Here is a 24,435-nt window from a genome sequence, read left to right as displayed (position 1 = left end):
TTTATGCGGAGTAATGGCTGGAGAGCTAGATCAAGACTTAGAGGTGTTGTACAGGATTATGGTGGGGGATAGAGGGTTAAACTTTTAGGGATTATTTTGACTATCAAGTTGCTGTGGATTGGTATTGGCAATGATTTCCTAGTGGGACACTTTGATCATTTTAATTTTTGAGTAGCTCAAGTATCAAGCAGATTGATCAGTCCACCTGTGTTGGTCAATGTAATGGATGCGACACCATCTAATACGTTTGAACATTATCATCATCACAATGTAGCAATTAGCGCAACACCACCATGTCAATGCTGAAGCGCTAGAATGTATTTATTTTATTTCCTTAACACCACAAGCATTTAAAGACGATGTTCAGTGTCTTCATGCTTATTGCTAAAAGCTCTGCGACGAGTACGTTGCCAAGGTAGTGGACGGTTGAGTGCTTCTGGAACGTCGCCACTTAGCGAACGTAAGCGCAAATGTAGCGCCGCTTGTGCCATCAAATTCGCCGATACGGGTGCGGTTAAAAAGGCAAACAGCGTTAATAACAGCTCAGCAAAACCAAAGCGTCCTTGGAATGCGGAATAGATCATTGCCGCGATCAAGAAGCTCCCTAAGCCCAAGGTACTGGACTTGGTTGGGGCATGCAGGCGCATGAATAAATCGGGCAGGCGCACCATTCCAATCCCTCCGACCAGCATGAAGAAAGTACCGATCATGAGAAAAATGGAGACTAAAATTTCCATCGTAAGTTGCATCGATCTCGCTCCTAGTCAATCACATGACCTGAGGTGAAGTAGCGTGCTAAAGCGGCTGTAGAGACAAAGCCGAGCATCGCAACCAAAAGAGCACCTTCAAATAATGAAGTGCTGGCCCAATAAATGCCTAAAATAATAATGAGGCAGATTGCATTTAAAAAGAGTGTATCGAGTGCTAAGAGTCGGTCTACAATCGATGGGCCGATGATTAGGCGAATTAAGCACAGCAACATTGAAATGGTGACAGCGATTAAACAAATCCCGAGGGCATAAGGCAAAATGGTCATGCTTTGTCTCCTGCTTCGACACCAAAAATTTGCATCAACGGTTTTTCATAACGCGCTTTGATATTTTCAATCTCGGCATTTTCATCATCGGTGCTGAGGGCGTGAACTAAAATGTCCCCACGATCTTGATCGATGCCTGCTGAAACAGTGCCTGGTGTGGTGGTAATAATCATCGCGAGTAAGGTGTTTACCTCCTCATGTTGTGTTTCCAGCGGAACGCGAAACCATTTGGGTTGTAGACGATCAATTGGGCCGAGGACCAATTTAGCCACTTGAATATTTGACACCACAATGTCGTATAACACCACAAAAAATAGTTTCACCGCCGCTTTCCATTCAATATTTGGAGTATACGTAATGAATGGTCTGATCAGACGCGGAATAAAAATAGCCAGTAAAAATGCCATCACTAAGCTGGCTGCATCGACACTATGTGCCAACATCACCCAGCTCAGCGCAACAATCACCGAGACAAAAGGGTGGGGTAACCAACGCTCCAAAAACGACGTTTTTTTCATGTTTAAGGCTCCACCATCGGTTGTAGGCTTTCAGCATCGGGATTCACTTCAGCCTGTTGTTGCTGTTGCATTTGGCGTTTTTTGTATTCGGAAATATGCTCGCCTTCCAGTGTTTCTTCTGAAATTAAATATGGAATCAAATGTGCATTCGGATCTACCCGTTCGCCGCCATATTTGGTTTCAGGTAAATTATCACTGTCGAAAGGTTGTACGCTAATGGTTTGTCCATGCTCATCAATTTTGAGCAAAGTCTGTTCATAGAGTGCATTGTTTTGGATTTGCTCAGCCGTTTGGTAAGTGTACTTTTGAATTGGACCTGCAAATACCATATAAGCCATTAAACCTACCAACAATAGATAAATGGTTTTGTCATTGCGCTTCGGCGCTTGTTCAGGCAAAGCTTGGTACGCGGCATAAGCAGCTTCATCAGGGTTGTCTTCTGGTTTGGTTGCACGCCAAAAAATCACGAAACCCACACGTGTAAACGCAATAATACTCAATAAGCTCACCACTAAAACGGTCACAATAATCAGCAATTGATACGGTGAGTGTGCGGTGGCTTGGAGAATAAATACTTTGCCTAAGAAACCACTAAAGGGTGGTAAACCTGCCATCATCAAGGCGATGGTGAAATAAGTTAACGCCAACACCTTATGCTGTTTCATTTGCGGTGCAATTTTAAAATGGTCTTTAAACTCACCGCGTTGAGAGGTAATCCAACCACTTAAAATGTAGAAAGCTGCCGCAATAATGGTACTGTGCACCAAATAATACAGTGCCGCCGCCCATGCCAAGGTATTGAACAGAGAAATGGCGATTAAAATCGTGCCCACAGAAGACAAAATCATAAAGCCAATGAAACGACGTAAGCGTTCCGCACCCATTGCACCAATCACACCATAGACTGAGGTAATTAAACCAATCGGCAATAAAATGTATTGCAGAATTTCACGGCTAATTGCATCGTCAAATACGGTGCCATTAACACGTAAAATGGCATAAATACCGACTTTGGTCATGATGGTGAACAGGGCTGCTACAGGAGTGGTTGCAACCGCATAGGTTTTTGGTAGCCAAAAACCGACAGGTAGCATGGCTGCTTTAATGCCAAAGACTGTAAATAACAATAGCCCACCAGCAACGGCGATACGATGTTGATCGCCTTCTAACAATGGCATCAGACGTGCAACATCCGCCATATTGAGGCTACCGACGCTACCATAAATCATGCCAAGGCCAATCAGAAACAGGGCTGATGCCAACAAGTTAATGGTGACATAGTGAATGCCGAGTTGAAAACGCGCTTTGCCTTGGCCATGCAGTAACAGGACATAAGAGGCCATCAACAAAATTTCAAAGAATACGAACAGGTTAAATAAGTCGCCTGTCAGGAAGGCACCGGTTAAACCCATCAGTAGGAAATGGCACATGGCATGGAAATAACGGCCACGTTCATCCCATTCTTTACTGGCAAACCACATCACTGGCACAGCTAAGCCGTAGGTTAAAACCAGCATCAGGGCAGACAGTTGGTCGAGGACCAAAACAATGCCAAATGGCGCTGCCCATTCACTCAGGTTATAAACACTGATTTGCCCAGAGCTGGCAAAGATCAGATAGTTGACCGCTGTAAATAAGCCCAACAGGCCAGAGGTATAACTAATGCCTCGACGCCAAGGTTGTCGCCAGTCTTGTGCTAAAGAACCTGATCCAGGATTGCCCAGTAATACCAAAATAAAGGCAGTAATGGCAGGAATTAAAATACTAAAAATTGGGGTATGTTCGGTCCAAAATTGGATGAAGTCATTCATTATGGCTCATCCTCACGTGGGTCAATTTGTGGTATTTCTTCTTTAGAGTCAACGTGGTCGGTTCCTGTTTCATAACGACTGCGTAAAGCCAGTTGTACAATAAACGCCGTGGTAGCAAAGCCAATCACAATCGCGGTTAACACCAAGGCTTGTGGCAAAGGGTCAGTGGCTTTGCTGGCTTCCGTGAGTACTGCGGGTGCATTAAGTTGAAGTCGCCCCATGGCAAATAAAAATAAATTGACGGCATAACCAATCATGGCCAAGCCAAGTACCACAGGGAAGGTACGGGCACGTAAAATCAGATAGATGCCTGTGGCAGTCAACAGACCAATAGCGGAGGCAAGTAACAGTTCTAAACTAATCATATTAATCCCCCTTTGGTACTGGACCAGACATACTAGAGTGACGCGAGTCCCCGAGTACTGAAATAAGTAGCATGGTTGCACCTACGACCGTGATATAGACCCCGACATCAAACAGTGCAGCTGTCGCTAGGTGCATTTCGCCTAAGATCGGTGGCGACACATAAAAGTGTGCACTGGTGAGAAATGGACGTCCCCAGAACCATGCGCCTAAGCCTGTTAATCCTGCAATGACCAGACCGGTTCCAATCCAGATTTCATACAAACGACCTGACTTGGCTTTGAGCAGTTGTTCTGCATGATCTTGACCGAGTGCCATGTACTGAATAATTAAGGCCAAAGCGGTAATCAAACCCGCGATAAACCCGCCCCCAGGCAGATTGTGTCCACGCAGGAAGATATACAGACTGACCACCAAGGCAATCGGTAAAATCCAAGACGCAGTAATGCGAAGCATCAACGGAGAGGGATTAAAACGGTAACTGAGACCTTGGGTCATGGTGGTGCCGTGGGTACGCATACCATCCATTAAGCACAGTGCGCCAATGCCTGCGATACCAAGGACGGTAATTTCACCGAAGGTATCGAAACCACGGAAATCGACCAAAATCACGTTGACCACGTTGGTACCGCCGCCTAATGGAATCGACTGCTGCATGAAGAACCATGAAATGGAGTTGTGATCACGGGTCAAGATGAGCCATGTGATCCATGCGATGCCGAGCCCGCCGCCTATTGCAATGAGGGCATCTCGCCAACGACGTGAAACACTCGACTCATAGGGAGTAAGTTGCGGTAAGAGCGATAAACTCATTAATAACAGTACGGTGGTGACTACATCGACGGTGATTTGTGTCAAAGCCAAATCAGGTGCAGAGAAGCAGATAAAGACCATAGTCACGACTAAACCAATCGCGCCACTGATCAATACTGCTTTAATCCGTTCGTGGTGGAACCACAACATCATCCAGCACGAAGAGAATAACAGTAGCCATAGTACGACCGCTAAAGCAGGGGCATGGGTGAGTTCACGGGTACCTGTGGTCAGCCCTTGTCCTAAAAATGGAAGTGAGACTATGGCAATACTGAAGACCACAATCCAAAGAATATAGCTTTGTAATTTACCGTTTTCAGTCCAGCGTTTAAATTTGCGTGAGTTGAGCAAAAGTGACTTAAGGAATAAGTCAAAGGCAACTCGACCTTGTAGGCGACCTAAATATGGATCGAGATCAATTTCTCGAATTTTGCCACCCTTCGCTAGACTGAAATAGAAAATCAGACCGCCAATCGATGCAATCAGGCTCATCAATAATGGCATGTTAAAACCATGCCATAGAGCAAGATGTACGCCTTCAAAGTCCATCACTTGGGTGCTGGCGCGTGCTGTGCTGTTGACGATATTTTCAACCAAGAGAGCAGGGAATAAGCCGACTAAAATACACAAAATCGCCAGTAAAGTGGCCGGTGCACGCATGCCAAACGGCGGCTCATGCGCATCTTTGTTGGGAACTTGTTTGCCCACTGGGCCATCGAAGAAAACCCCATGTACCAAACGCACAGAGTAAGCGACTGCAAAAATGCCCGCCAGTGTCGCGACAATCGCCGAGCAGATGAGCACAGGACCAGACAGATTGCTAAGCAGCTCAGTAAAGAACATTTCTTTAGATAAGAAACCGTTGGTCAAAGGTACGCCAGCCATCGATGCAGCAGTGACCATCGTCAAAGTGGCCGTATAAGGCAACAGTTGCCATAACCCACTAAGCTTACGTAAATCACGTGTGCCTGACTCATGATCGATAATACCTGCGATCATAAACAGCGCTGCTTTAAAGGTGGCATGGTTAATAATATGGAAAATAGCCGCAGCCACAGCCAATGGTGATCCGATTCCCAAGAGACACATGATCAAGCCGAGATGGCTAATGGTTGAATAGGCCAATAAACCTTTCAGATCTTCTTTAAAGATGGCAAAAAACGCAGCCATACACAGGGTAAATAGGCCAATAAAGGTGACCAAATTATGGAACAGTGCCGCACCCGCAAAAATGGGTAACAGTCGTGCTACCAAGAAAATACCCGCTTTTACCATGGTTGCTGAGTGTAAATAAGCAGACACGGGGGTCGGGGCTGCCATCGCGTTGGGTAACCAAAAATGGAATGGAAATTGCGCACTTTTGGTAAAAGCACCGAGTAAAATCAGCAGCAACGTAGGAACAAATAAAGCATGACTTTGAATTTGTGCTGTCATCGTCAAGATTTGATCAATCTCGTAGGTACCTGTGATTTGGCCGAGCAAGATGAAACCACCTAGCATGGCTAATCCGCCCATACCCGTAATGGTCAATGCCATGCGTGAGCCACGTTGTGCTGCGTCGTAATTGCTCCAATAACCGACCAATAGGAAAGAGGAGATACTGGTCAACTCCCAAAAAACGAGGAGTAAAATTAAATTATTGGAGAGTGAAATTCCGAGCATGGCTGCCATGAACAACATGAGCAGTAGATAGAGTTTGTTGAGAGAATTTTTTGGGCCTAAATAAAAATAGGCATAAATATAAATGAGCGTCCCGATGCCACTAATCAGTAAGGCAAAGAGGAGGCCTAATGCGTCTAGACGGAAGCTGAAGTCAATTCCAAGCTGCGGCAACCATGACCACGACTGCGTAATGACAGCGCCATTAAACACCTCTCGTGCTTGGGTCAGTAATAAGCCTAAACTTGTCATACTGACCCCAATAGCTGCGAAGGCGGTTAGCCTGCGTGAGCTCTGCTTCAGTAATGAGACAAGGGTTGTGCCAAGTATTAACGGTAACAATATAATAATCGGTAGCACACTCGTTTCCATTGTCGTGAATAGGTCAAAACCTATTGGTGAATCTCATCTTTCAAGGATTACAGGACTGCAAAGAGCAGCCCAAGAGTCTCAATCTTGAAAGCCAATGTGAAATTTAAAAATAATGAAGTTGTGTTGCGCAACTCATGAAGCGTTATAGCAAAATCCGATTTCAGTTAGAAATTTGCAAGTAAAACCGATCATATAACATGACTAAAACAACATCAATCTTTTTTGCGCTGACGCAAAACATTATACGCGTGATGGTCATTTCTTGGTGGATGACAGGTACTTTCTCAGTGCAATAAATGTAAAAAAGCGACCATTGGTCGCCTGTTTTTGAGGGTTGAAATAGATATGCTTATGAAGCAGGCTAAGTTAATGGATTTGCCGATGAAGCATCATCTTCAGCACTGAGTAAAGCAATTAAATGCTGTTGCTGTTCGGGAGAGAGTTGCTGTTGAATCTGTGTGAATAATTCAGCCACACTTAAATCTTGGGGTTCAGCCGCAATCGGTTCGGTGCTTCCACTCATCGCTTCATGATTGGCAAGGTTTTGGTAAATTACATCGAACTGATGTTGCAGTGGTTCGAGTTGGATCGGACTTAATTGCTTATTTTCCAGTTTGAGGCATTGAAACTCACTGGCTTGTTCCAGCAACTCACTTCGGTTGCCTGAGGCGATAATTTGTAGTCGAGGAAAAGCCTGATTTAAACGTTTTAAAATGACTTGCGCCATATTTTGATCCAATTGATGATCAATCGCATCAATTAATAGTACGCCGTCACCTTCTAAACAAGGGAACAGGCTTTCAGGGTTGAGTAGGCATAAACGTCGCACAATATCGCCAACGAGCGCCACCCAGTTGCGGATACTATTGGAAAGCTGTTGATAGAGCATGCTGTTGCCATGGTAGCGCACCATCAGTTGTAACTTGGGATGATATTGCAGATAAAGATCTTCTATTTCGGGCAGAACGGTTGCTAACGCTTGCTTGAGTGCTTGTAGGCTGGGCGACTGGATATGTGCTTGAGCCTGAGCCAGTTTATAGCTTAAGGGAATATCGGGTGGCATGCTTTTGGGCTGATGCAATATCGTTTGTAAAAACTGTGCAGTTTGCGCATTTTCAATATCGCTGATTTCACGAAACCACTCAAAGAAGCGCGCAAAGGTGGTATAGGGAATAGCTGAAATTTCATAGGCATGTGCATGTTGGAAAATCAGGGGATTGTTCTTGCTGAGAATATTCATCTCATTGACAAAACGTTCCGCAGGATAATACGCAATCAACGGTAAACCTTGCAGTGGATCTTGTAACGTTGCCTGCTGATATAGATTGACCAGTTGTTCGAGTTCCAACGTTTCAACTCGACTGATGCCAATCCCTTGTTGGTTTAAGGTTTTGTAGAGTTGCCATGTATAGGGTTCGGTCGCAGTATCGGCTGCCGTAGGTTTGAGAGCATACAGCTCAGCGGGCACAGCAACTTGAATCTCAATTTTAGACTGTAGGCGGTTCAGCATAATGTCGTGATCTAACATCACCACCCCTGCAGAGCGTAAATCTTTATAACGGGCTGCAAACCAAGTCAGAGCCTGATAGCTAAAACGTAAGATCGAGGTCTTGCCTGAGGCTTGATCACCTAAAATTAAAGTGACGGGTTTATCGTGATAAGAAAAATCGACTTTAAGGTCAGCAAAATGCAGGATGTGTTTCAGGTGAATCGATTGAATTTTCATAGAACACCCGCAGCGGTTGTGACTATTTTTACATTCGACTATCCAACAACTTTACGTAATGAGCTTGGCATTTGTTTTTTTAGCTGTTGCATCAGGTCGTAAATGTGATGGATATTTAAACTTACTTTAGCACGTGTACAGGCCACGTAAAGCAGTCTTAACTCTTCATCACTAATTTTATGGTCTTTGTCGTTGACCTTAAACTGGTAATCATCTTCGATGTGAACGCGGTTCCACTCTAAGCCCTTGGCTTTGTGTGCGGTGGAAATAATATAATCCGCTTGTTCAATCGGCGTAATCTTCGCGAGGGCTTTTTTGAGTGGATCGGTGCCATGATCATCCACCAATTTTACTAAAGGCTTGATGTCACTGCCGTCATTGGTTTCGCAATATTCATGTACATCATGCCAAGAATTAAACCAGGACAGTTCAGGCACATCGGTGACGCGCTTGCCTTGTTTCAGCATTGCGGCAGCATCGACAAAGCGGTTCAGTTTGACATGGTCGGCTTGTAGGCTGACTTTGTCGCCATGGACCAATCCTGAAAGCAACAGTTCCATAGCGCGCGCATTGGTGCGACATAAAATCGCATCGCGCATTTTGGTATGAGGTTTGTTGACCACTTTGGAGTTGAGTAGAGGGTTGCCCATGAGCGGCACGGTTTCATTCAAGGCGCCTAAAATAGCATTGGCATGCAATGCAATCTCTTCACCAAAACGAAACGAGGTGGTAAGGCGTGACTCAGGCAAAGGCAGTTGTTGCATGGCATTGACTGCGCCGCGCCATGCATAAATCTGTTGGTGTGCATCTCCGACATAGATCACTTGTGTATTGCGCTGTTTCAGTAAGATGCCCAACATCAGTGGGTCAGCATCTTGTGCCTCATCAAACAACACATAGTCACTTGGGATATTGGGTTCAGACAGCGCCCACAGTTTTAAATAAATATCGTGACCAATCCCAGCCTGATGATTGGGATCGATCGACTCTAACCAACGACGTTCAATGGCAGGGTAGAGGTGCTTTTGTAGTGAATCGATATCATCGGGATGTAACCAGCTCGGTGCTTGTAAATGTCGCGGTGCTGGGTACTGAGAACTGGTTGAACAGAAGTGACTCACGGCATTCGCCACAAGGCTGGCTAAGCGTGAGGGCATCAACACATATTTTTCATAACGTCCGCCCATCATCCGTCTTAAGGTAATGGGTTCAAGGCGATATTCTTTGGCGATAAAACTCGGACTTAAACGAGGCAGACGAAGTTTGTCCGTCACTCCACGTGGAACACTGCGAAAAGCGAGCGAGTGGAAGGTTCGGCAGTCGACATTGCCATGAAACTTCGTTTGCGCTTCGCTGGCAATGGCTTTGTTGAACGCTAAATACATGCCTCGTCTTTGCGGCATGGCATCGCTAATCATTTGCAGTGTGGTGGTTTTACCTGTGCCTGCATAAGCAATTACTTTAAACGATTTGCCCAGACGTGCGTTATCAATGGCAATGGCTTGCTCATAAGTCGCGCTCGGTTTGATGATATTCGACACAGGCAATAAACTTAGTGGCTGCGGTTGGCTTTTTCAAGCAAACCAGAAAGCCCTTGACGACGTGCCAATTCATTAAGAACCACTTGAGGGTCTAAGTCGAAATAGCCTAAAACCACAATCGTATGGAACCAAAGATCCGCCACTTCATAGATCAAATCATTTTTATGGTCTTCATTGGCTTCAGACTTAAAGTCTTTCGCGGCAATCACGGTCTCAATGGCTTCTTCACCGACTTTTTCTAAAATTTTGTTGAGACCTTTGTGGTACAGCTTCGCGACATAAGACGAGTCTGGATCAGCGGCTTTACGCTCAGCCATCATTTGGCCGAGGTAGGACAAAACTTCAATTTGCTCAGACTGCGCCGTTGAGGTATTCATCGCCAATGTATGTGGATTTTTCGATTTTTCACCATAAATCGCGTTCGGGTCTTTGAGCTGTGCATCTACAATTTCCCAGCCATTTGGCGTGAGTTTACGGTAGAAGCATGATTCACGCCCTGTGTGGCAGGCAATCCCGCCATGCTGTTCAATTTGTAACACGATTACATCTGCATCGCAGTCGAGACGAATTTCGTGTACGGTTTGAAAATGCCCAGACTCTTCGCCTTTGTGCCATAACTTGTTGCGCGAACGAGAGAAATACACGGCTTGGTTTTTCTCGGCCGTCAAAGCTAAAGCTTCGCGGTTCATCCATGCCACCATCAAGACACGCCCCGTTTGGTGATGCTGTGCAATGGCAGGGACTAAACCTTGTTCGTTAAATTTTACTTCATCGAGCCATTGCAAATTGTTCATAAGATTTCACCAAGCGAATAAATATTGAGAGTGTTACGAGGTTAACGTAGCGCGCTATAGTCTACGTGATTTAAACAGAATAGAGGAGAAACTTTCTACAGTTATCTCACAGTGGCTTAATTGATGTATTTTAGAAATTCAACTATCCGTCACCCATCCAAAGCGGATGACGATGATTGTCTTCGCATTCTACACAGAATGATTGTTTTGTTTTGCAATATCCCGATAGTTCATTTGACTGAACATGCCTAATTTTAAACCTGAAATCGTCACCGCCATTTCTTTACGGAAATAGGGAATTCGATACATCCAAGCAAAGCTTAAATCACGTAAACCACCTGCCCACCATAGGTCAGATTGGTAAAGTGGTGTGAGTAAACGACTTAAAAATTGATAGAACGCCGTCGAACTTTGACGGTGTTGATGGTAAGTTTGCCAGAGTTGAACATAATTAAGGGCTTCATTTTCTCTTGCACTTTGAACCGCTTGCCCCAAAGCCCATGCATCTAAAAGGGCCATATTTGCACCTTGCCCCAGTTGTGGACTCATCGCATGTGCTGCATCACCCATGACACCAATACGACCCTCACCAAACTTAGACAGTACCACATCACGATAATTTGCAGTTAACCATTGTGATTTTTGTTCAGGCTGGGCAATGACTTGTTCTAACCAATCCGCAGCAGGTTTCCAACGCTTAGACACTTGGTTTAACCAGTCTGAGTGAGCTTGTGAGTTGTGTAGGAAGTTATTCAGTTGATGGCTTGGAAGACTCCAAAACACACTCGACAGTCTTTGCTTGGGTTCATGCGGGACTGTACCGGTTGGTAAGATTCCCATCATGATTTTAGAGCGATCATGAAACTGATGTAAAATTTCTGTATCTAATTCAAGACATTCTGGAACAATTGTCCATTTGGCTCCCCAAGGATAAGCTTGATCAACCTTTACCCATTCTTTCGGTCTTAAAAGGCTACGTGCGCCATTGGCAATGATCACAGCATCAAAAGCTTGATCAAATGATTCACCATCTTTACTACCCAAAACCCGAACTTGATTGGATGTTTCTTCTAATTTCTGAATGTCGGTATTCATATACCACCTAATGAATTCTGGATATTCACGGCATTTATTTTCTAAAACATGACATAACGTTGCTCGATGAATCCCTACACCATAAAAATCAGGATGCGCTTGTTGATAATGACTATTGACCAGTAAATTTCCACTTGGTAACTGACCTTTGAGCCCAGTGACTTTTGCACCCAGTCTTAAAACTTCATCTAAAATGCCTAAATGCTCAAAAACAGCTAAACCAGAGGGCTGTAATAACAGTCCTGCTCCGACAGGTTCAAGTTCTGAGGCTTTCTCTAAAATACTGACTTGAATATTTTGTCGAGCCAGTAAAATCGCAGTGGCTAACCCTGCGGTTCCTGCACCGATGATGGCGAAGTGGGGTGGGTGATTAGAAATCATAGATCAAATGATTTAACCATTGTCTAAAATGAATGTATGACGAATATCATCAGGTTTTTTTAATTGGTCGATGTTGATTTGAATGGAATCCTCTAACGAGCTTGCAATCACATTTCGTTCCCACGATTCACTTTGTAATTCAATGATTTGACCATACTTTTCTTGTTCACTTAAAATTATTGTTAGCATAGAAAAAATGTAATCTCGATTTTTCTTTATTTGGTCAGATTAAACAAGATTACTTTCATGCGCAAATTTTGTTTATAAATCTTGTATGACCTGTGCAAAATGCTGTTTTTCCACCATTTCCAAGAACTCATCGCCTAAGCGCTGACTTTCAGAAATACATTGGTTCCACATTTGAATGCGCTGTTTTTGGTCGAGTCCTTTGAGGGTGAAATCTTTACGGTCGGGCAGGCGTCCTAAAGGTAAGCTCTGTAAATAGTCTTGGGACGGAGACAATAGTAGCGTACGGGCTTGATTTTCAGGATTGGCGCGACGTTTAAACAGTTTATCAAACCAACCGGGCGTAATGCTGTCCGTAAAGTGTGGATAAAGCACAATGCCTTGACTCTCAAAAGGCAGATCGATGTGATAATCAATCAGACCACCATCACGATAACTACCTTGTGGTGCATCTGGAATATCGCGAATTGCGGACATCACGCCTGGAATAGAGGCTGAGGCAATCAGCCAAGGCAGAACGTTTGCAGCGGTGAGACTGTGGTAATGAGTGAGGAAATCATCTTCTACTTTAAATTGTTTGCCATTGTTGGGCTGACTAATTACCCGTTGCATAAAGTGGCGGCTATGCTTTCGCGCAACAGCGGTTGTACCGATGATACCTGCGACAGAGGCCAAGAGCGGGAGAACTTGGTCACTTTGAAAGATGTGTTGAGCCTTAATCGACAGTACCGCGAGGTGGTAATCGGGATGATTGACCAATTCCGCTTCTTTGTCTTGTACCAAGTCGAGCAGCATGCCACGGCAAATATCACTGACTTCTTGACGCTGCATTTTTTTGTCAAAATACAGGTTAGTATAGAGTTCACCTAAACGTTCGGTACCTGCTTTTGCACCGTGCGCTAAGATGCTGGCAAAGCGCCAACTGCCAATGGAAGAACCAATCAAAGTCCGTCTTTGTGGTGCATGGGCAAAGAATTCACCAAAAATGGCTTGGTCTAAACCTTGAATCCCGATGCCTTTGGGCCCACCTGCGGCGCCGGGTACAATATCGACCTGATCCGCTTGTAAGCCTTCGCTTTGAATCAGTTGACGTGCTAATTTACCTGCACGAATGCTTAAAGCGGGAGGGTGTTTCTGCAGGATTTGAGTCATCGTGATCATTCAAAAGAGACAATATGTATTGTCATTTTAACTGGCGAGAGAATGAGCACATTGGCGAAAGTGATCCAATAATGACTTGGGAGTCACTTCCTACATAGAAGTTAAACATAAAAAAAGCCTGAGAGACTCAGGCTTTTAATACAGCAGAAAGCGTCTATTTAAACACGCGCCACACCGCCAGTAAGCTGGTGAGTACAATTAAAATCACTTAAATAAACCAAGGCGAGATAATCGCAATCGACAGTAAAATGGCCATGAGACTGCCAAAAATCCAACTGCGTTTTTGCTGATGCTCCATTTGTAGGCGCATACTTTGCAGTTCATTGAGCTGTTTAGCATGCCAAGCTGATTGGTTTTTGAGACCATTTAAGCTATCGACCAACAGCGTCGGGAAGTCTTGTGCCCCTAAAAGTAAGTCCGGAATTTTTTGTCCCAGCTCTTTTAGGTTCTTCTGTGGATTCATTTGCGCTTTGATCCAATCGGTCAGGATTGGCTTTGCCAAACTCCAAATGTCCAGCTCTGGGTAAAGGTCTGTCCCTAAACCCTCAACATGCACGAGGGTTTTAAGCAGCAGCATCAGCTGTGGTGGAATTTCCAAATGGAAGCGTCGTGCAATATCCATCACTTGAATCAAAATGCCCGCGAAGTCCAATTCATGCATAGGTTTGGACACCATTGGCCCGACCGTGCGACGCATTTCACGTGCTAGTGCATCTTGGTCTGTGCCCGGTGGAATCCAACCAGCTTGATGCACGATTTGAATCAGTTGCATAAAGTCGCTGTTCATGACCGCAAGCAGCATACGTGCCACGGTCATTTGGTCATGCTTCGACAACTCACCCATAATGGCACAGTCCAGCGCAATATAGCGGGGTTGGCTTGGGTTTAGGGTTTCAACGAAGACATTGCCCGGATGCATGTCGGCATGGAAAAAGTTGTCACGGAAGACTTGGGTAAAGAAAATGGTTAAGCCTTTTTCCGCCAGATCTTTACGATCCATTCCCAGCTTTTCGAAGGTTTCAATGTCTGAAATGGGAACGCCGGTAATGCGTTCGGCCACCATCACGTCTTTGCTGTCCATATAGACTTCAGGCACATACATCATGCTTGAGCCTGTAAAGTAATGACGCATACGACGGGTATTGTCGGCTTCTAAGGTCAAATCCAGTTCATTTAAAATGACTTGACGATAGTCCTGAATAATTTCAGATAAGTGCAGTGCACGCGCGGCTTCTAGGCGTTTTTCCAGAAAATTGCCCAGCCATTCTAAAATTTCAAAGTCTTGTAAAATTTGACTACGAATAGCGGGACGGGTGACTTTCACCACCACTTCGCGCCCATCATGTAAAGCGGCTGTATGTACTTGAGCAATCGAGGCTGCTGCCAAAGGTTGTTCGTCGAAGCGTGCAAACAGCGTGTTTACATCGGCTTTCAGTGATTCTTGAATGCGCATTTTCGCCACATCAGAACCAAACGGTTTGACACGGTCTTGGAGTAAAACCAGTTGTTGTAGTACTTCAGGTGGAATTAGGTCACGACGAGTAGACAGCAGTTGTCCCATTTTAATCGCCAGTGGTCCCATTTCCTCTAAAGCTTGTTTGAGCTTCAGTGGGTTTTTACGTTCACGACTGGACCATGCCGCTGGGTGCATACGAATTACACCCAGCGCATGACGCGCTTTTTCAGGCAATTCTTCCGCAGGAAACAACGTGTCGAGTCTATAGTGCGCGGCAATGCGCCAAAGTTCGAGTAAACGTGAAACGTGCGGAATCATATATGTAAATACCTAGTTTTGAGTTGAGTCTTGAGTGTCAATCTGTGCTTGAAGCTGTTGAATTTTGGCTTCGGCACGATCTAAGTTTTGATTAAGAATACGGGTATCTTGATGCAGATCATCCATTTGCCAACGTGGGGCAAATAGACCACTGTCTTCTTTTAAGGCATCTTCAGCAAAAAACAAATGACTTTGTAAGGTCTGTTTGATGTGCTTCGGTGCCAGTTGGATTTTGGCCAATTCATGCGCCAAACTTGGGCCAATCCATGGGCTTAAATGCGCAGCCAAGTCAGGCTCAGCTTGTTGCATAATCCGTTGAATATCTTGCAGAAGGTGATAATCGCCTTGGAGCGGGATATTGCCAACATCATCCGCTAGTAAAAGCTTGAGCAGCTCAACCACATTGGCCACCGTTAAAGTTGCGGTTGCTGGGGTGTGAGACTGAGCTTGATCAAACCTTGCGAAGCTTGATCGCTTCTCATGTTCAAAAATGGACGCTGTTTCACTATGCCCCGTAACGGTAGGTTCTAAGCGCACTTTAGCTTGGTCAAAGAACACATCTACAGACAGTTGCGGGGACGCGATCACCACACGTAACATCTTGCCTTGTAGTTCATTGAGCTGGATGCGAGTGATCGCATCCAAATTAATCACATGATGAATTAATCGTTCAACTGCACCGAGTGCCAGAATCGACCACATAATTTGCCCTTAAACGTTTAATTTTAAAGTTTAAAACCACGGTGTACAGCAACGATACCACCTGTTAGGTTGTGATAGTCGCAGTTTTGGAAGCCTGCATTTTCCATCATGCCTTTTAGCGTGCGTTGGTCTGGGTGCATACGAATGGACTCGGCTAAATATTTATAGCTTTCTGAGTCATTGGCAATAATTTTACCCATGATCGGCAGTGCAGTGAACGAGTATAGGTCGTATAGTTTTGAAAATGGTTCAAACACAGGTTTAGAGAACTCTAATACCAGTAGGCGACCACCTGGCTTAAGCACGCGGTACATCGCTGCGAGTGCAGCATCTTTATCGGTCACATTACGTAGACCAAACGAGATCGTGAGTAGGTCGAAGCTGTTGTCTTCAAATGGCTCTAGGGTTTCAGCATTGGCTAATACGAAGTCAACATTGGTACAGCCTGCATCAATTAAACGATCACGCCCCACATTCAACATCGATTCATTAATGTCTGAAAGTACCACATGACCAGTAGGGCCGACTTCACGACTAAACACTTTAGCCAAGTCGCCTGTCCCGCCAGCAATATCTAGCACGCGTTGACCACGACGTACCCCTGACATATTGATCGCAAAGCGTTTCCATAGACGGTGAATACCAAAAGACATCAAGTCATTCATAATGTCGTATTTGCTGGCAACCGAGTGGAAAACTTCCGCCACTTTTTGAGCTTTATCTTCACTGCTCACCGTCTGGTAACCAAAGTGTGTGGTATTGCCAACGTTGCCTGTGTTAGCACCGCGAGGAAGATTGTATTTGGGTACAGAACCCGTCACTGGGGTATCAGTCAACTGTTGTTGTAATGATTTTTGCTGACCTTGCGCCGTACCTTGGGGTAATGGTTCAGTTAAAAATGGACTCACTTTGTCTGTGTTTTGTGCCGACTCTTGAGTAGCGGTAGGCGTTTGATTTTCATTCGACATGGGAGTCACTCCTAACATAGCAATAGGGTAAATGTTGCAGTGCATGCATGATGACAGATTCTAGGACGTTGTACAGTAACCATCATGCAATTGTGCTGAATAATATACAGAAAAACAGCATAGCAAAGCTGCTGCTGACTTATTTTTATCAAGTCATTCGTTGAAATTTACTGAAAAGGATACAAATGTCCCGCATGGACTTTATCAATAATTTGACGTTCCACCGCCGTAAAGTCTTTCACAAATTTCTCTGCCGACTTTAGCGGTTTCATAGCCAAAAAGCCATCCTGCATAAATTCATACATGACATTGAAGTTATATTTGTTGGCAGTCCCTTTACACATCTTAAAAGCGGTATAGACCATAAAAGAGCGCATGTATTTATCGAGGTTTTTACCCAATTGATCGAGTAAATATAGCTGTTTCAAGCGTTCTTCGCCTTGTTCTAGTTTTAAATAGGCTTGGCGCATCAAATCATCGGTTAAGGCTTCAGAGGGATGGTGATCTTTCAGCAATTGCATTGCCACTTGTTCATCCAGTCGCACCGCCAAAATCGCCAACTCAACCCCAGAGGTACCGGTTTTAATGGCATTTTCAGGAATTAATTTCTCCGCTTTGTGCGCATATTTGCTCAAGCGCGCGATTTGTCCTGCCAAAGCATCAAAATCTGGGCCACCATATAAACGGTTGATAAAATACTCGGCCATCAAGAGGTTCTGTTTTTCTGCGAAAGCACGGTTATGCGTGCGTTGCATCCGTTGCTTTTGCCAGACTTGCACATCTTGTAAACGTTGGAAGAGCACCGAATCTTGATGATAATGCAATTGGTAATACTGTTCTAAAAGCTCATCGAGGGCGGCGAGTTTGGACATTTGCTGTCTCAGTTCTATTTAAAGATAGCTAAATCTTAGTGCGTGATGACGGAACTCGCTATGACAAAGTGACAAAAAAACTATTTATTTGTGGTCAGTTTGATGTAGAAGTAGTCAAAAGATGCATGTGAAAATCATCTAGATCATCATTTTTTAGGATCTAATGATCTGATTAAATAGAAAAAAGGAGGGGTAATGGATACAGAAACGATCGCCAGTACAGTGCTGAACGAAGAACAGCTTTCACTGGACTTAATTGAAGCGCAATATGCGTTGATGAATACCCGTGATCAGAGCAATGCAAAAAGTTTAGTGATTTTGGTCAGTGGAATTGAACTTGCGGGTAAAGGCGAAGCGGTGAAACAGCTGCGCGAATGGGTCGATCCTCGTTTTTTATATGTCAAAGCCGATCCACCGCACCTGTTTAATCTAAAAGAACCGTTTTGGCAGCCCTATACTCGATTTGTACCTGCCGAAGGGCAAATTATGGTGTGGTTTGGTAACTGGTATGGGGACTTGTTGGCTACGGCCATGCATGCTTCAAAGCCTTTAGATGACACTTTGTTTGATGAATACATCAGCAATATGCGGGCCTTTGAGCAGGACTTAAAAAATAATAACGTAGATGTCTTAAAAGTCTGGTTCGATTTGTCGTGGAAGTCTTTGCAAAAGCGTCTGGATGACATGGACCCGAGCGAAGTGCATTGGCATAAATTGCATGGGCTAGACTGGCGTAATAAAAAACAATACGACACTTTGCAAAAACTACGTACGCGTTTCACCGACGACTGGCAAATCATTGATGGTGAAGATGAAGATTTGCGTAATCATAATTTTGCACAAGCGATTTTAACGGCGCTGCGTCACTGTCCAGAGCATGAAAAAAAGGCCGCGCTAAAGTGGCAGCAAGCGCCGATACCAGATATTTTGACTCAGTTTGAAGCCCCTCAAGCTGAGGATGCAAACTATAAGGCAGAGTTAAAAAAACTCACCAAACAAGTGGCCGATGCCATCCGCTGTGATGACCGAAAAGTGGTGATCGCTTTTGAAGGTATGGATGCCGCTGGTAAAGGTGGTGCGATTAAGCGCATTGTGAAAAAGCTCGACCCGCGAGAATATGAAATTCATACCATTGCCGCACCTGAAAAGTATGAGTTACGCCGTCCTTACCAGTGGCGTTTTTGGAGCAAATTGCAGTCGGATGACATCACTATTTTTGATCGAACGTGGTATGGACGCGTTTTGGTAGAACGGGTAGAAGGCTTCGCAACCGAGGTGGAGTGGCAACGCGCTTATGCGGAAATCAATCGTTTTGAAAAAAACCTCAGCAACAGTCAAACCGTACTGATTAAGTTTTGGCTGGCGATTGATAAAGATGAACAAGCGGCGCGTTTTAAAGCCCGTGAAAGTACCCCGCATAAACGCTTTAAAATTACCGAAGAAGATTGGCGCAATCGCGACAAATGGGATGACTATTTAAAGGCAGCCGCAGATATGTTTGCACATACCGATACAGGTTATGCGCCTTGGTATATTATTTCCACCAATGATAAACAACAGGCGCGAATTGAAGTCTTAAGGGCAATTTTAAAACAGCTCAAAGCGGATCGCGACACAGATTAAAAGCATAAAAAAAACGGTCATTTGACCTAATGTCAGTTAGTTAAGTCGTTTCGTATTAACCTTTTTAACTTTTAACCTGAGCTCGACAAAAATACGATACACGGAAATGTCATCTGCAACCTGCATGGTGTAAGTAAAATAATGTTTCTGCGATTTATTTTAATAAAACCAAAAACAGAACAGGTTTTGCAGATAAAAATAGTTTTGCCTACTTTCCCCGAAAGAAAAGTAGGGCGAGCCTCTGGATAGTGATGAAATTGGATAAGAGCCTGATAAGACTCCGCCAAGAGAATTATTTTTCAATAAGTTGGTGGAATATGTAAGTCGATTTCAGATTAATTTTTTTGCTCTTTATTGCGGAGGCTTACCGCTTAAAGTCTAATTTTGGGAGTTCTTTCTGTTCTTTTGTTTAGCCAAAAGAACCAAAAACATTTGTCATTCGCAAAACCTGTTCAATTTTTGTATATAAAACAACTTTTATTGCAAAAACAGTCCATTTCAAAGGCGGAGCAGGTTGCGAATGACGTTGTCGCGTATCGAAGAGGATTTAGAGTTTAAAAAGACATGCCAGTCGGCTTTTTCATTGACTGGCATTACGGTCATTTGACCGTTTTTTTATAGAGGCAGATTTAGTTCTTTAACCCAAAGGAATTTGGGTTACTGGCGCTGCAACAGGGACTCCTTGTTCAACGGCTTGTTTTAGTTGAATGCCTTTGGCGAGCTTATACGACTCCTCCACATGGGTTTCTGCAATTTTTTTCATCACGACATAACCCAAGCTGGCCGCAATCATTTGTCCACCAAGAGGAATGAATTTGGTGACTTGTTTGGTGATGTATTTGGCTGCCATGTTATTGAGAGACTTCTTCACGGCTGTACGTGCCACCACTAGTCCAGAGAACTCCACACCACGTTTACGTAGTTCTGACCAATGTATTTGCTTGGTTTCTGGGTCGTAGACACTGACTTGTTCAGGGGTTAAACCAAAGCGGGCGTTAATTTCGGGAATCAACTGTGACAATATGCCCACATCAATCACCACATCGAGGAAGGGGACTGGAATAACCGCTGCACCTGCGGAAAAATAGGCGCGCTTTTTGACTAAATCCAAACATTCTTCGCGGATTTGTTCTAAATTTAAAGAGGGATCAATTTTTTCTGGAATGTGCTCTAATTTCATCTTCTAAACCCTAAAATATCCTGATTCACATTGATTCTAGTTTTGCTTAAAGTACGTATTTTAAAGCAAATTTTAAATAGAAATATGTCATCAAAGTGACATAGACAGAACCAGAAGTATAGTCAATAATCTGTGTGGTTTTGTAGATTTTTCATAAGATGGTCATTTGAGGGGAAACATGGCAATACACGTAATACAAAGTCAGCGTATTGATGTTCTGTTGCAGGCCATGCAAAAAACCGTCTTTAAACCAGCCAGAAATGCCTTTCAAGTGCTGCAAGCCCAGCATTTTATTGTACCTTCGCCTGCGGTTGAGGCGTGGCTAACGCAAAAGTTGGCGGAACAGCAGGGCATCAGTGCCAACACGCAGTTTCATCATCGTATACGTGGTTTTCAATGGTCGGCTTATCAGTGGGTTTTGGTCGATCAAAAAGATGAAGTCCGTAAAGCCAATATTCCGCGATTGATTATTAAATGGCGCGTCTTCCAAGCCTTAAAAGAATTTATACAAGCCGAGCTGAATCCTTTAGAGGTTGCTCATCCGTTATATCCTATTATTCAGCGGATCTATGCCAGCGCTGACCGTTTGCAACAAGGCATTGATAAACAGCTCAAAAAGCAAAGCATGTTGTATTGGGTGGCGGAGCAGGTTTCACGGTTATTTAGTTTTTATATGGACTATCGTGGGCATTGCACCAAAGGTTGTCCACCGCAAAATTGTCGTTGCCAGACGAATTGGTTACAAGCGTGGGGCAAGAATCAGCCACTCGATTTGGAGCAGATGTTCTTTAAAACCCAGCAAGAACTCAGTGCTTTTCAGCTTAATCAAGCGCATGAATTGGAAGCATGGCAGCGTTGGCTCTGGCAAGTGGTGTTCCATGCTGACTTTGAACAAATTCAGCGTATTGATACTGCATTTTGGGACTTGCTCGATCAAGCAGAGACCCGAGACGCTGCACTTAAAAAGTTGCCTGCGCAGTTGGTGGTGTTTACTGTTTTAGATTTACCGCCAAAGCAATTGGAGTTTTTACATCGATTGGGGCAATACCTCGATATCTTTATTTTTCACTATAACCCATCACAAGAATACTGGGCAGACAGTGTCGATCCCAACTGGAAAGCGCGTTATGACGCACGGGTGAAGCAGCGTTTTATTGAAAAAAATCCAAATGCTAATGATGCAGAGATTCAGCAGTTTTTTGATGAGTTTACCCTCAATTTTAATGCAGAAACCCGAGAGTCTCGCCATCCTTTACTGACCCGATTTGGTAAACAAGCGCGCGACCATTTCTCTTTACTTTCCAGCCTTTCTTCAGGTGAAGACGGGGTGTGGGCCGATGTCTTTGTTGATGAATATCCAGAAACTTTACTCGGTAAAATTCAGTCCGATGTCCTGTATTTGGTAGAGCCTACGCAGCATCAGTATGCCTTGGCTGAACAGGATGATTCGATTCAGATTCATGTTTGTCATTCCAGCCTCAGACAGCTTGAAGTCCTCAAAGATCAACTGACGCATTGGTTGGCTCAGGGCACGGCTGATGCAACGCGACGTCCAAGCGATATTTTGGTGTTGACGCCCAGTTTGACTGAGCTAGAACCTTTTATTCGCAGTGTTTTTGCACCTCCTCCGCATGAGCGTGAGGCCTTGCAAAAGGGCCACCAACTGAGTAAAGACAGTATTTATCTGCCGATTAAGCTAGCTGGCGTGACTCAACTCGATGCCTTAAATGCATGGCGTGCTGTGTTGGGACGGATGGTCTTGGTGCGGGGGCGTTTCAGTATTGAGGACTTTGCCGATTGGCTCAGTTTAAATGCAACGCAGCAACGTTATGGCTTAGACATGAATATGATTGAGCGGATGACGGAGCTTTTGATCAACGCGGGCTTTAAGCGAGGATTGGATGCTGAACATTTAAAACGCAGTTTGGCCGAAGGGGATGATGACTATCGTTATAGTCTGAAGTTTGCCTTAGATCGTTTGGCTTTAGGCGTCGCTGTACCAGAGCATGTGCTGTTTCATGAGACCTTAAGCTATGCCCAAGTACAGTCGAGTGATTTTGAGCTAATTGGTGTTTTGATTGAAATTTATCAGGATTTTAAACACCGTTCCGAGTGGATGATCGCGCATGAAATTGGACAACGGACGACTGCGGAAACTTGGCTGAATCGTTTGATGGAGGATATCCGCGAGTTTGAAGCTGCGGGTGTTGAGTCTTTGATTGCAGTGTATAAGATGGTCAAAAAACAAGAACGTATGCTGACCTTGGCGAGTTTCTATGATGAACACGATCATCATGCACTGCGCAGTTTAAGTTTACCTTTGCCTTATGTATTAGAAGAAATCCAAAAGACCTTAGAAGCGCAACTGGATTATGCAGAACCGACAGGGCAGATCACATTTAGTCAAATTGGTCAGATTCGACCTGTGCCGTATAAGTTGATCGTGATGTTGGGCTTGGACAGTGGCAAGTTTCCCAACCGCAGTGCGCATTTGCCTTTTGACCTGATGGACTTGCTGAAGCCACAACTGGGGGATCGTTCCCGTTTGGAAGATGATCAAGGGGCTTTTCTAGATGCCTTGTTGTTGGCACAAGAGAACTTATGGTTATTTTATAATGGCTTTGATATCAACGATGGTGAAGTCCGTGATCCGTCTACAGTGTTACAAGAATTGATTCAGCATATGGACTTTATTGTTCAACCTGACACACAAAGCAAGAGTGCCAACGCAACGGTTGATCAGCATGGTGTGACTGTCCCTGCGCAGTTGGCATCGCTGTATCATGTTCATCCTTTATTGCCTTTTGATCCGCGTGGTTTTGAGTCTGAGCACAGTATTCGTTTTCAAGACCAATGGTTTCAAGTCGCGAAACAATTGCAACATGCATCGGGACAGCGGAGCAGTTGGGTCAACACACCTTATCCAAAATTAGAGCAAGACATTCAAGTGCTCGACAGTCAGCAGTGGATTCAAGACATCACTTTCCCTGCAAGGCTGTATCTCAAGACTTTAGGCGTGGAAAACTTAAAACCAGAAGAGATTCCTGCAACGCAAGAACCGTTACTGCTCGATGGTTTAGGACGTTATGCCATCCGTCATTTTTTACAACAACATGAAGCAAAAGCAGATGCCAATCTTCTGATGGATCAACTGCCGATTGGTAAAGTTCAAGATGGGGTCTGGCAAATGAGCGTGCTTGAACAGCAGCGCTTGCTAGCACGTTTACAACGTTATGCACCCGAGGCCACAGCCACGACCCAACAAGTCTGGAAGGTGAGTGAACATTTACAAATCAATGTCACCCTAGCCAAATACAGTGCTGAAAAATGGGTCAGCATAGAAGCATCCAGTGCCAGAGCAAAGCGCCGTGCCAAAGTTTGGTTAGAGTATTTACTGTGGCTGGCTTATGTCAATTTGGGTGAGGGTGGACAGCAATATCAACGCATCGTGGTGTTTAGTGACCGAACCATTTTATGTACTGGCGTGAGTTCAAATCAGGCGCGTGAATGGCTCAAACCTTGGTTGAAAGCATGGGAGTATGCACAAACTCAGCCTTTGGTTTTACCTGCGGCCTTGTTGTTGAAAATTGCAGAGAAAGATAAAACCCATGAATGGCAATTGAATGATCAGGAACAGATGGTGATTGCGGACATGGACGCCATTTATAAAGTGTGGGAAGAAGATGGTCGCTTTAGTGGTTTTTCAATGACTGAAAACGAAGCCAATAAAGCACACCGCGACTGGCAGTTTATTCTACAAGAGCAGGATGCCAAAGCATTACTTGCCCATGCCTGCGAGCAGTTTTCTTATGAACTATATCATCCGATATTTTTGCATCAGCAAAGCCTTGAGGACTAAG

19 protein-coding genes are annotated in these 24,435 nt (G+C 44.4%); 2 read left to right on the top strand and 17 right to left on the bottom strand.

Annotated elements, in window-relative coordinates; genetic code table 11:
* Positions 1-350: 350 nt before the first annotated feature.
* From WH214_RS01310 to WH214_RS01235, 16 genes are all read right to left on the bottom strand, one after another.
* Entirely contained in the window at positions 351-749 is a 399-nt protein-coding gene (locus tag WH214_RS01310; protein WP_004692702.1) for a Na+/H+ antiporter subunit G, read from the bottom strand.
* A gap of 11 nt (positions 750-760) precedes the next feature.
* A complete protein-coding gene (locus WH214_RS01305) occupies positions 761-1,036 on the bottom strand; it encodes a monovalent cation/H+ antiporter subunit F (RefSeq protein ID WP_004692700.1) in 276 nt (91 codons plus the stop codon).
* On the bottom strand, positions 1,033-1,554 hold the full coding sequence (locus WH214_RS01300; RefSeq protein WP_005400935.1) for a Na+/H+ antiporter subunit E: 522 nt from the start codon (positions 1,552-1,554) through the stop codon (positions 1,033-1,035). The genes WH214_RS01305 and WH214_RS01300 overlap by 4 nt, the downstream gene beginning before the upstream one ends.
* Positions 1,555-1,556: 2 nt before the next feature.
* Positions 1,557-3,365 (bottom strand): monovalent cation/H+ antiporter subunit D, encoded by a 1,809-nt coding sequence (locus tag WH214_RS01295; RefSeq protein WP_259233736.1) that lies wholly within the window; start codon positions 3,363-3,365, stop codon positions 1,557-1,559.
* Positions 3,365-3,730, bottom strand: a complete 366-nt coding sequence (locus WH214_RS01290) for a Na+/H+ antiporter subunit C (RefSeq protein WP_004692695.1) — start codon at positions 3,728-3,730, stop codon at positions 3,365-3,367. Before WH214_RS01290 ends, WH214_RS01295 begins: the two co-directional genes overlap by 1 nt.
* Before the next feature lies 1 nt (position 3,731).
* The gene (locus WH214_RS01285) at positions 3,732-6,572 is read right to left on the bottom strand and encodes a monovalent cation/H+ antiporter subunit A (protein ID WP_259233735.1); all 2,841 of its coding nucleotides are present in this window, start codon (positions 6,570-6,572) and stop codon (positions 3,732-3,734) included.
* Between the two features lie 361 nt (positions 6,573-6,933).
* Positions 6,934-8,298 (bottom strand): ATP-binding protein, encoded by a 1,365-nt coding sequence (locus WH214_RS01280; protein WP_339421798.1) that lies wholly within the window; start codon positions 8,296-8,298, stop codon positions 6,934-6,936.
* A 38-nt stretch (positions 8,299-8,336) separates the two neighbouring features.
* Positions 8,337-9,839: an AAA family ATPase gene (locus WH214_RS01275; protein ID WP_339421797.1), complete on the bottom strand. Its 1,503-nt coding sequence runs from the start codon at positions 9,837-9,839 to the stop codon at positions 8,337-8,339.
* A gap of 11 nt (positions 9,840-9,850) precedes the next feature.
* The gene (gene hisIE / locus WH214_RS01270; protein WP_339421796.1) at positions 9,851-10,633 is read right to left on the bottom strand and encodes a bifunctional phosphoribosyl-AMP cyclohydrolase/phosphoribosyl-ATP diphosphatase HisIE; all 783 of its coding nucleotides are present in this window, start codon (positions 10,631-10,633) and stop codon (positions 9,851-9,853) included.
* 189 nt (positions 10,634-10,822) lie between these two features.
* Complete coding sequence (locus WH214_RS01265; RefSeq protein WP_339421795.1) at positions 10,823-12,109, bottom strand: FAD-dependent oxidoreductase; 1,287 nt, start codon at positions 12,107-12,109, stop codon at positions 10,823-10,825.
* A 12-nt stretch (positions 12,110-12,121) separates the two neighbouring features.
* On the bottom strand, positions 12,122-12,298 hold the full coding sequence (locus WH214_RS01260) for a hypothetical protein (protein ID WP_339421794.1): 177 nt from the start codon (positions 12,296-12,298) through the stop codon (positions 12,122-12,124).
* 72 nt (positions 12,299-12,370) lie between these two features.
* Positions 12,371-13,447: a patatin-like phospholipase family protein gene (locus WH214_RS01255; RefSeq protein WP_339421793.1), complete on the bottom strand. Its 1,077-nt coding sequence runs from the start codon at positions 13,445-13,447 to the stop codon at positions 12,371-12,373.
* Positions 13,448-13,664: 217 nt separating this feature from the next.
* On the bottom strand, positions 13,665-15,230 hold the full coding sequence (locus WH214_RS01250) for an ABC1 kinase family protein (RefSeq protein WP_339992721.1): 1,566 nt from the start codon (positions 15,228-15,230) through the stop codon (positions 13,665-13,667).
* 12 nt (positions 15,231-15,242) lie between these two features.
* Positions 15,243-15,932, bottom strand: coding sequence for a ubiquinone biosynthesis accessory factor UbiJ (locus tag WH214_RS01245; protein ID WP_339421792.1), 690 nt, complete (start codon positions 15,930-15,932; stop codon positions 15,243-15,245).
* 23 nt (positions 15,933-15,955) lie between these two features.
* A complete protein-coding gene (ubiE, locus tag WH214_RS01240) occupies positions 15,956-16,900 on the bottom strand; it encodes a bifunctional demethylmenaquinone methyltransferase/2-methoxy-6-polyprenyl-1,4-benzoquinol methylase UbiE (protein ID WP_039890287.1) in 945 nt (314 codons plus the stop codon).
* 167 nt (positions 16,901-17,067) lie between these two features.
* Positions 17,068-17,772 (bottom strand): FFLEELY motif protein, encoded by a 705-nt coding sequence (locus WH214_RS01235; protein ID WP_004978789.1) that lies wholly within the window; start codon positions 17,770-17,772, stop codon positions 17,068-17,070.
* A gap of 195 nt (positions 17,773-17,967) precedes the next feature.
* On the opposite strand from WH214_RS01235, the gene pap reads away from it, so the two are divergent.
* Entirely contained in the window at positions 17,968-19,395 is a 1,428-nt protein-coding gene (gene pap / locus WH214_RS01230) for a polyphosphate:AMP phosphotransferase (protein WP_336956512.1), read from the top strand.
* Positions 19,396-20,032: 637 nt separating this feature from the next.
* Here pap and WH214_RS01225 read toward each other — a convergent pair.
* A complete protein-coding gene (locus tag WH214_RS01225; RefSeq protein WP_234963127.1) occupies positions 20,033-20,575 on the bottom strand; it encodes a hypothetical protein in 543 nt (180 codons plus the stop codon).
* A gap of 178 nt (positions 20,576-20,753) precedes the next feature.
* Here WH214_RS01225 and WH214_RS01220 point away from each other — a divergent pair, with 178 nt between their 5' ends.
* Positions 20,754-24,434 (top strand): exodeoxyribonuclease V subunit gamma, encoded by a 3,681-nt coding sequence (locus WH214_RS01220; protein WP_339421791.1) that lies wholly within the window; start codon positions 20,754-20,756, stop codon positions 24,432-24,434.
* Position 24,435 lies beyond the last annotated feature (1 nt).

This window comes from Acinetobacter sp. MYb191, from assembly GCF_037572605.1.
GTDB classification, from domain to species: domain Bacteria; phylum Pseudomonadota; class Gammaproteobacteria; order Pseudomonadales; family Moraxellaceae; genus Acinetobacter; species Acinetobacter johnsonii.
This window is presented reverse-complemented; position numbering and strand designations above follow the sequence as displayed.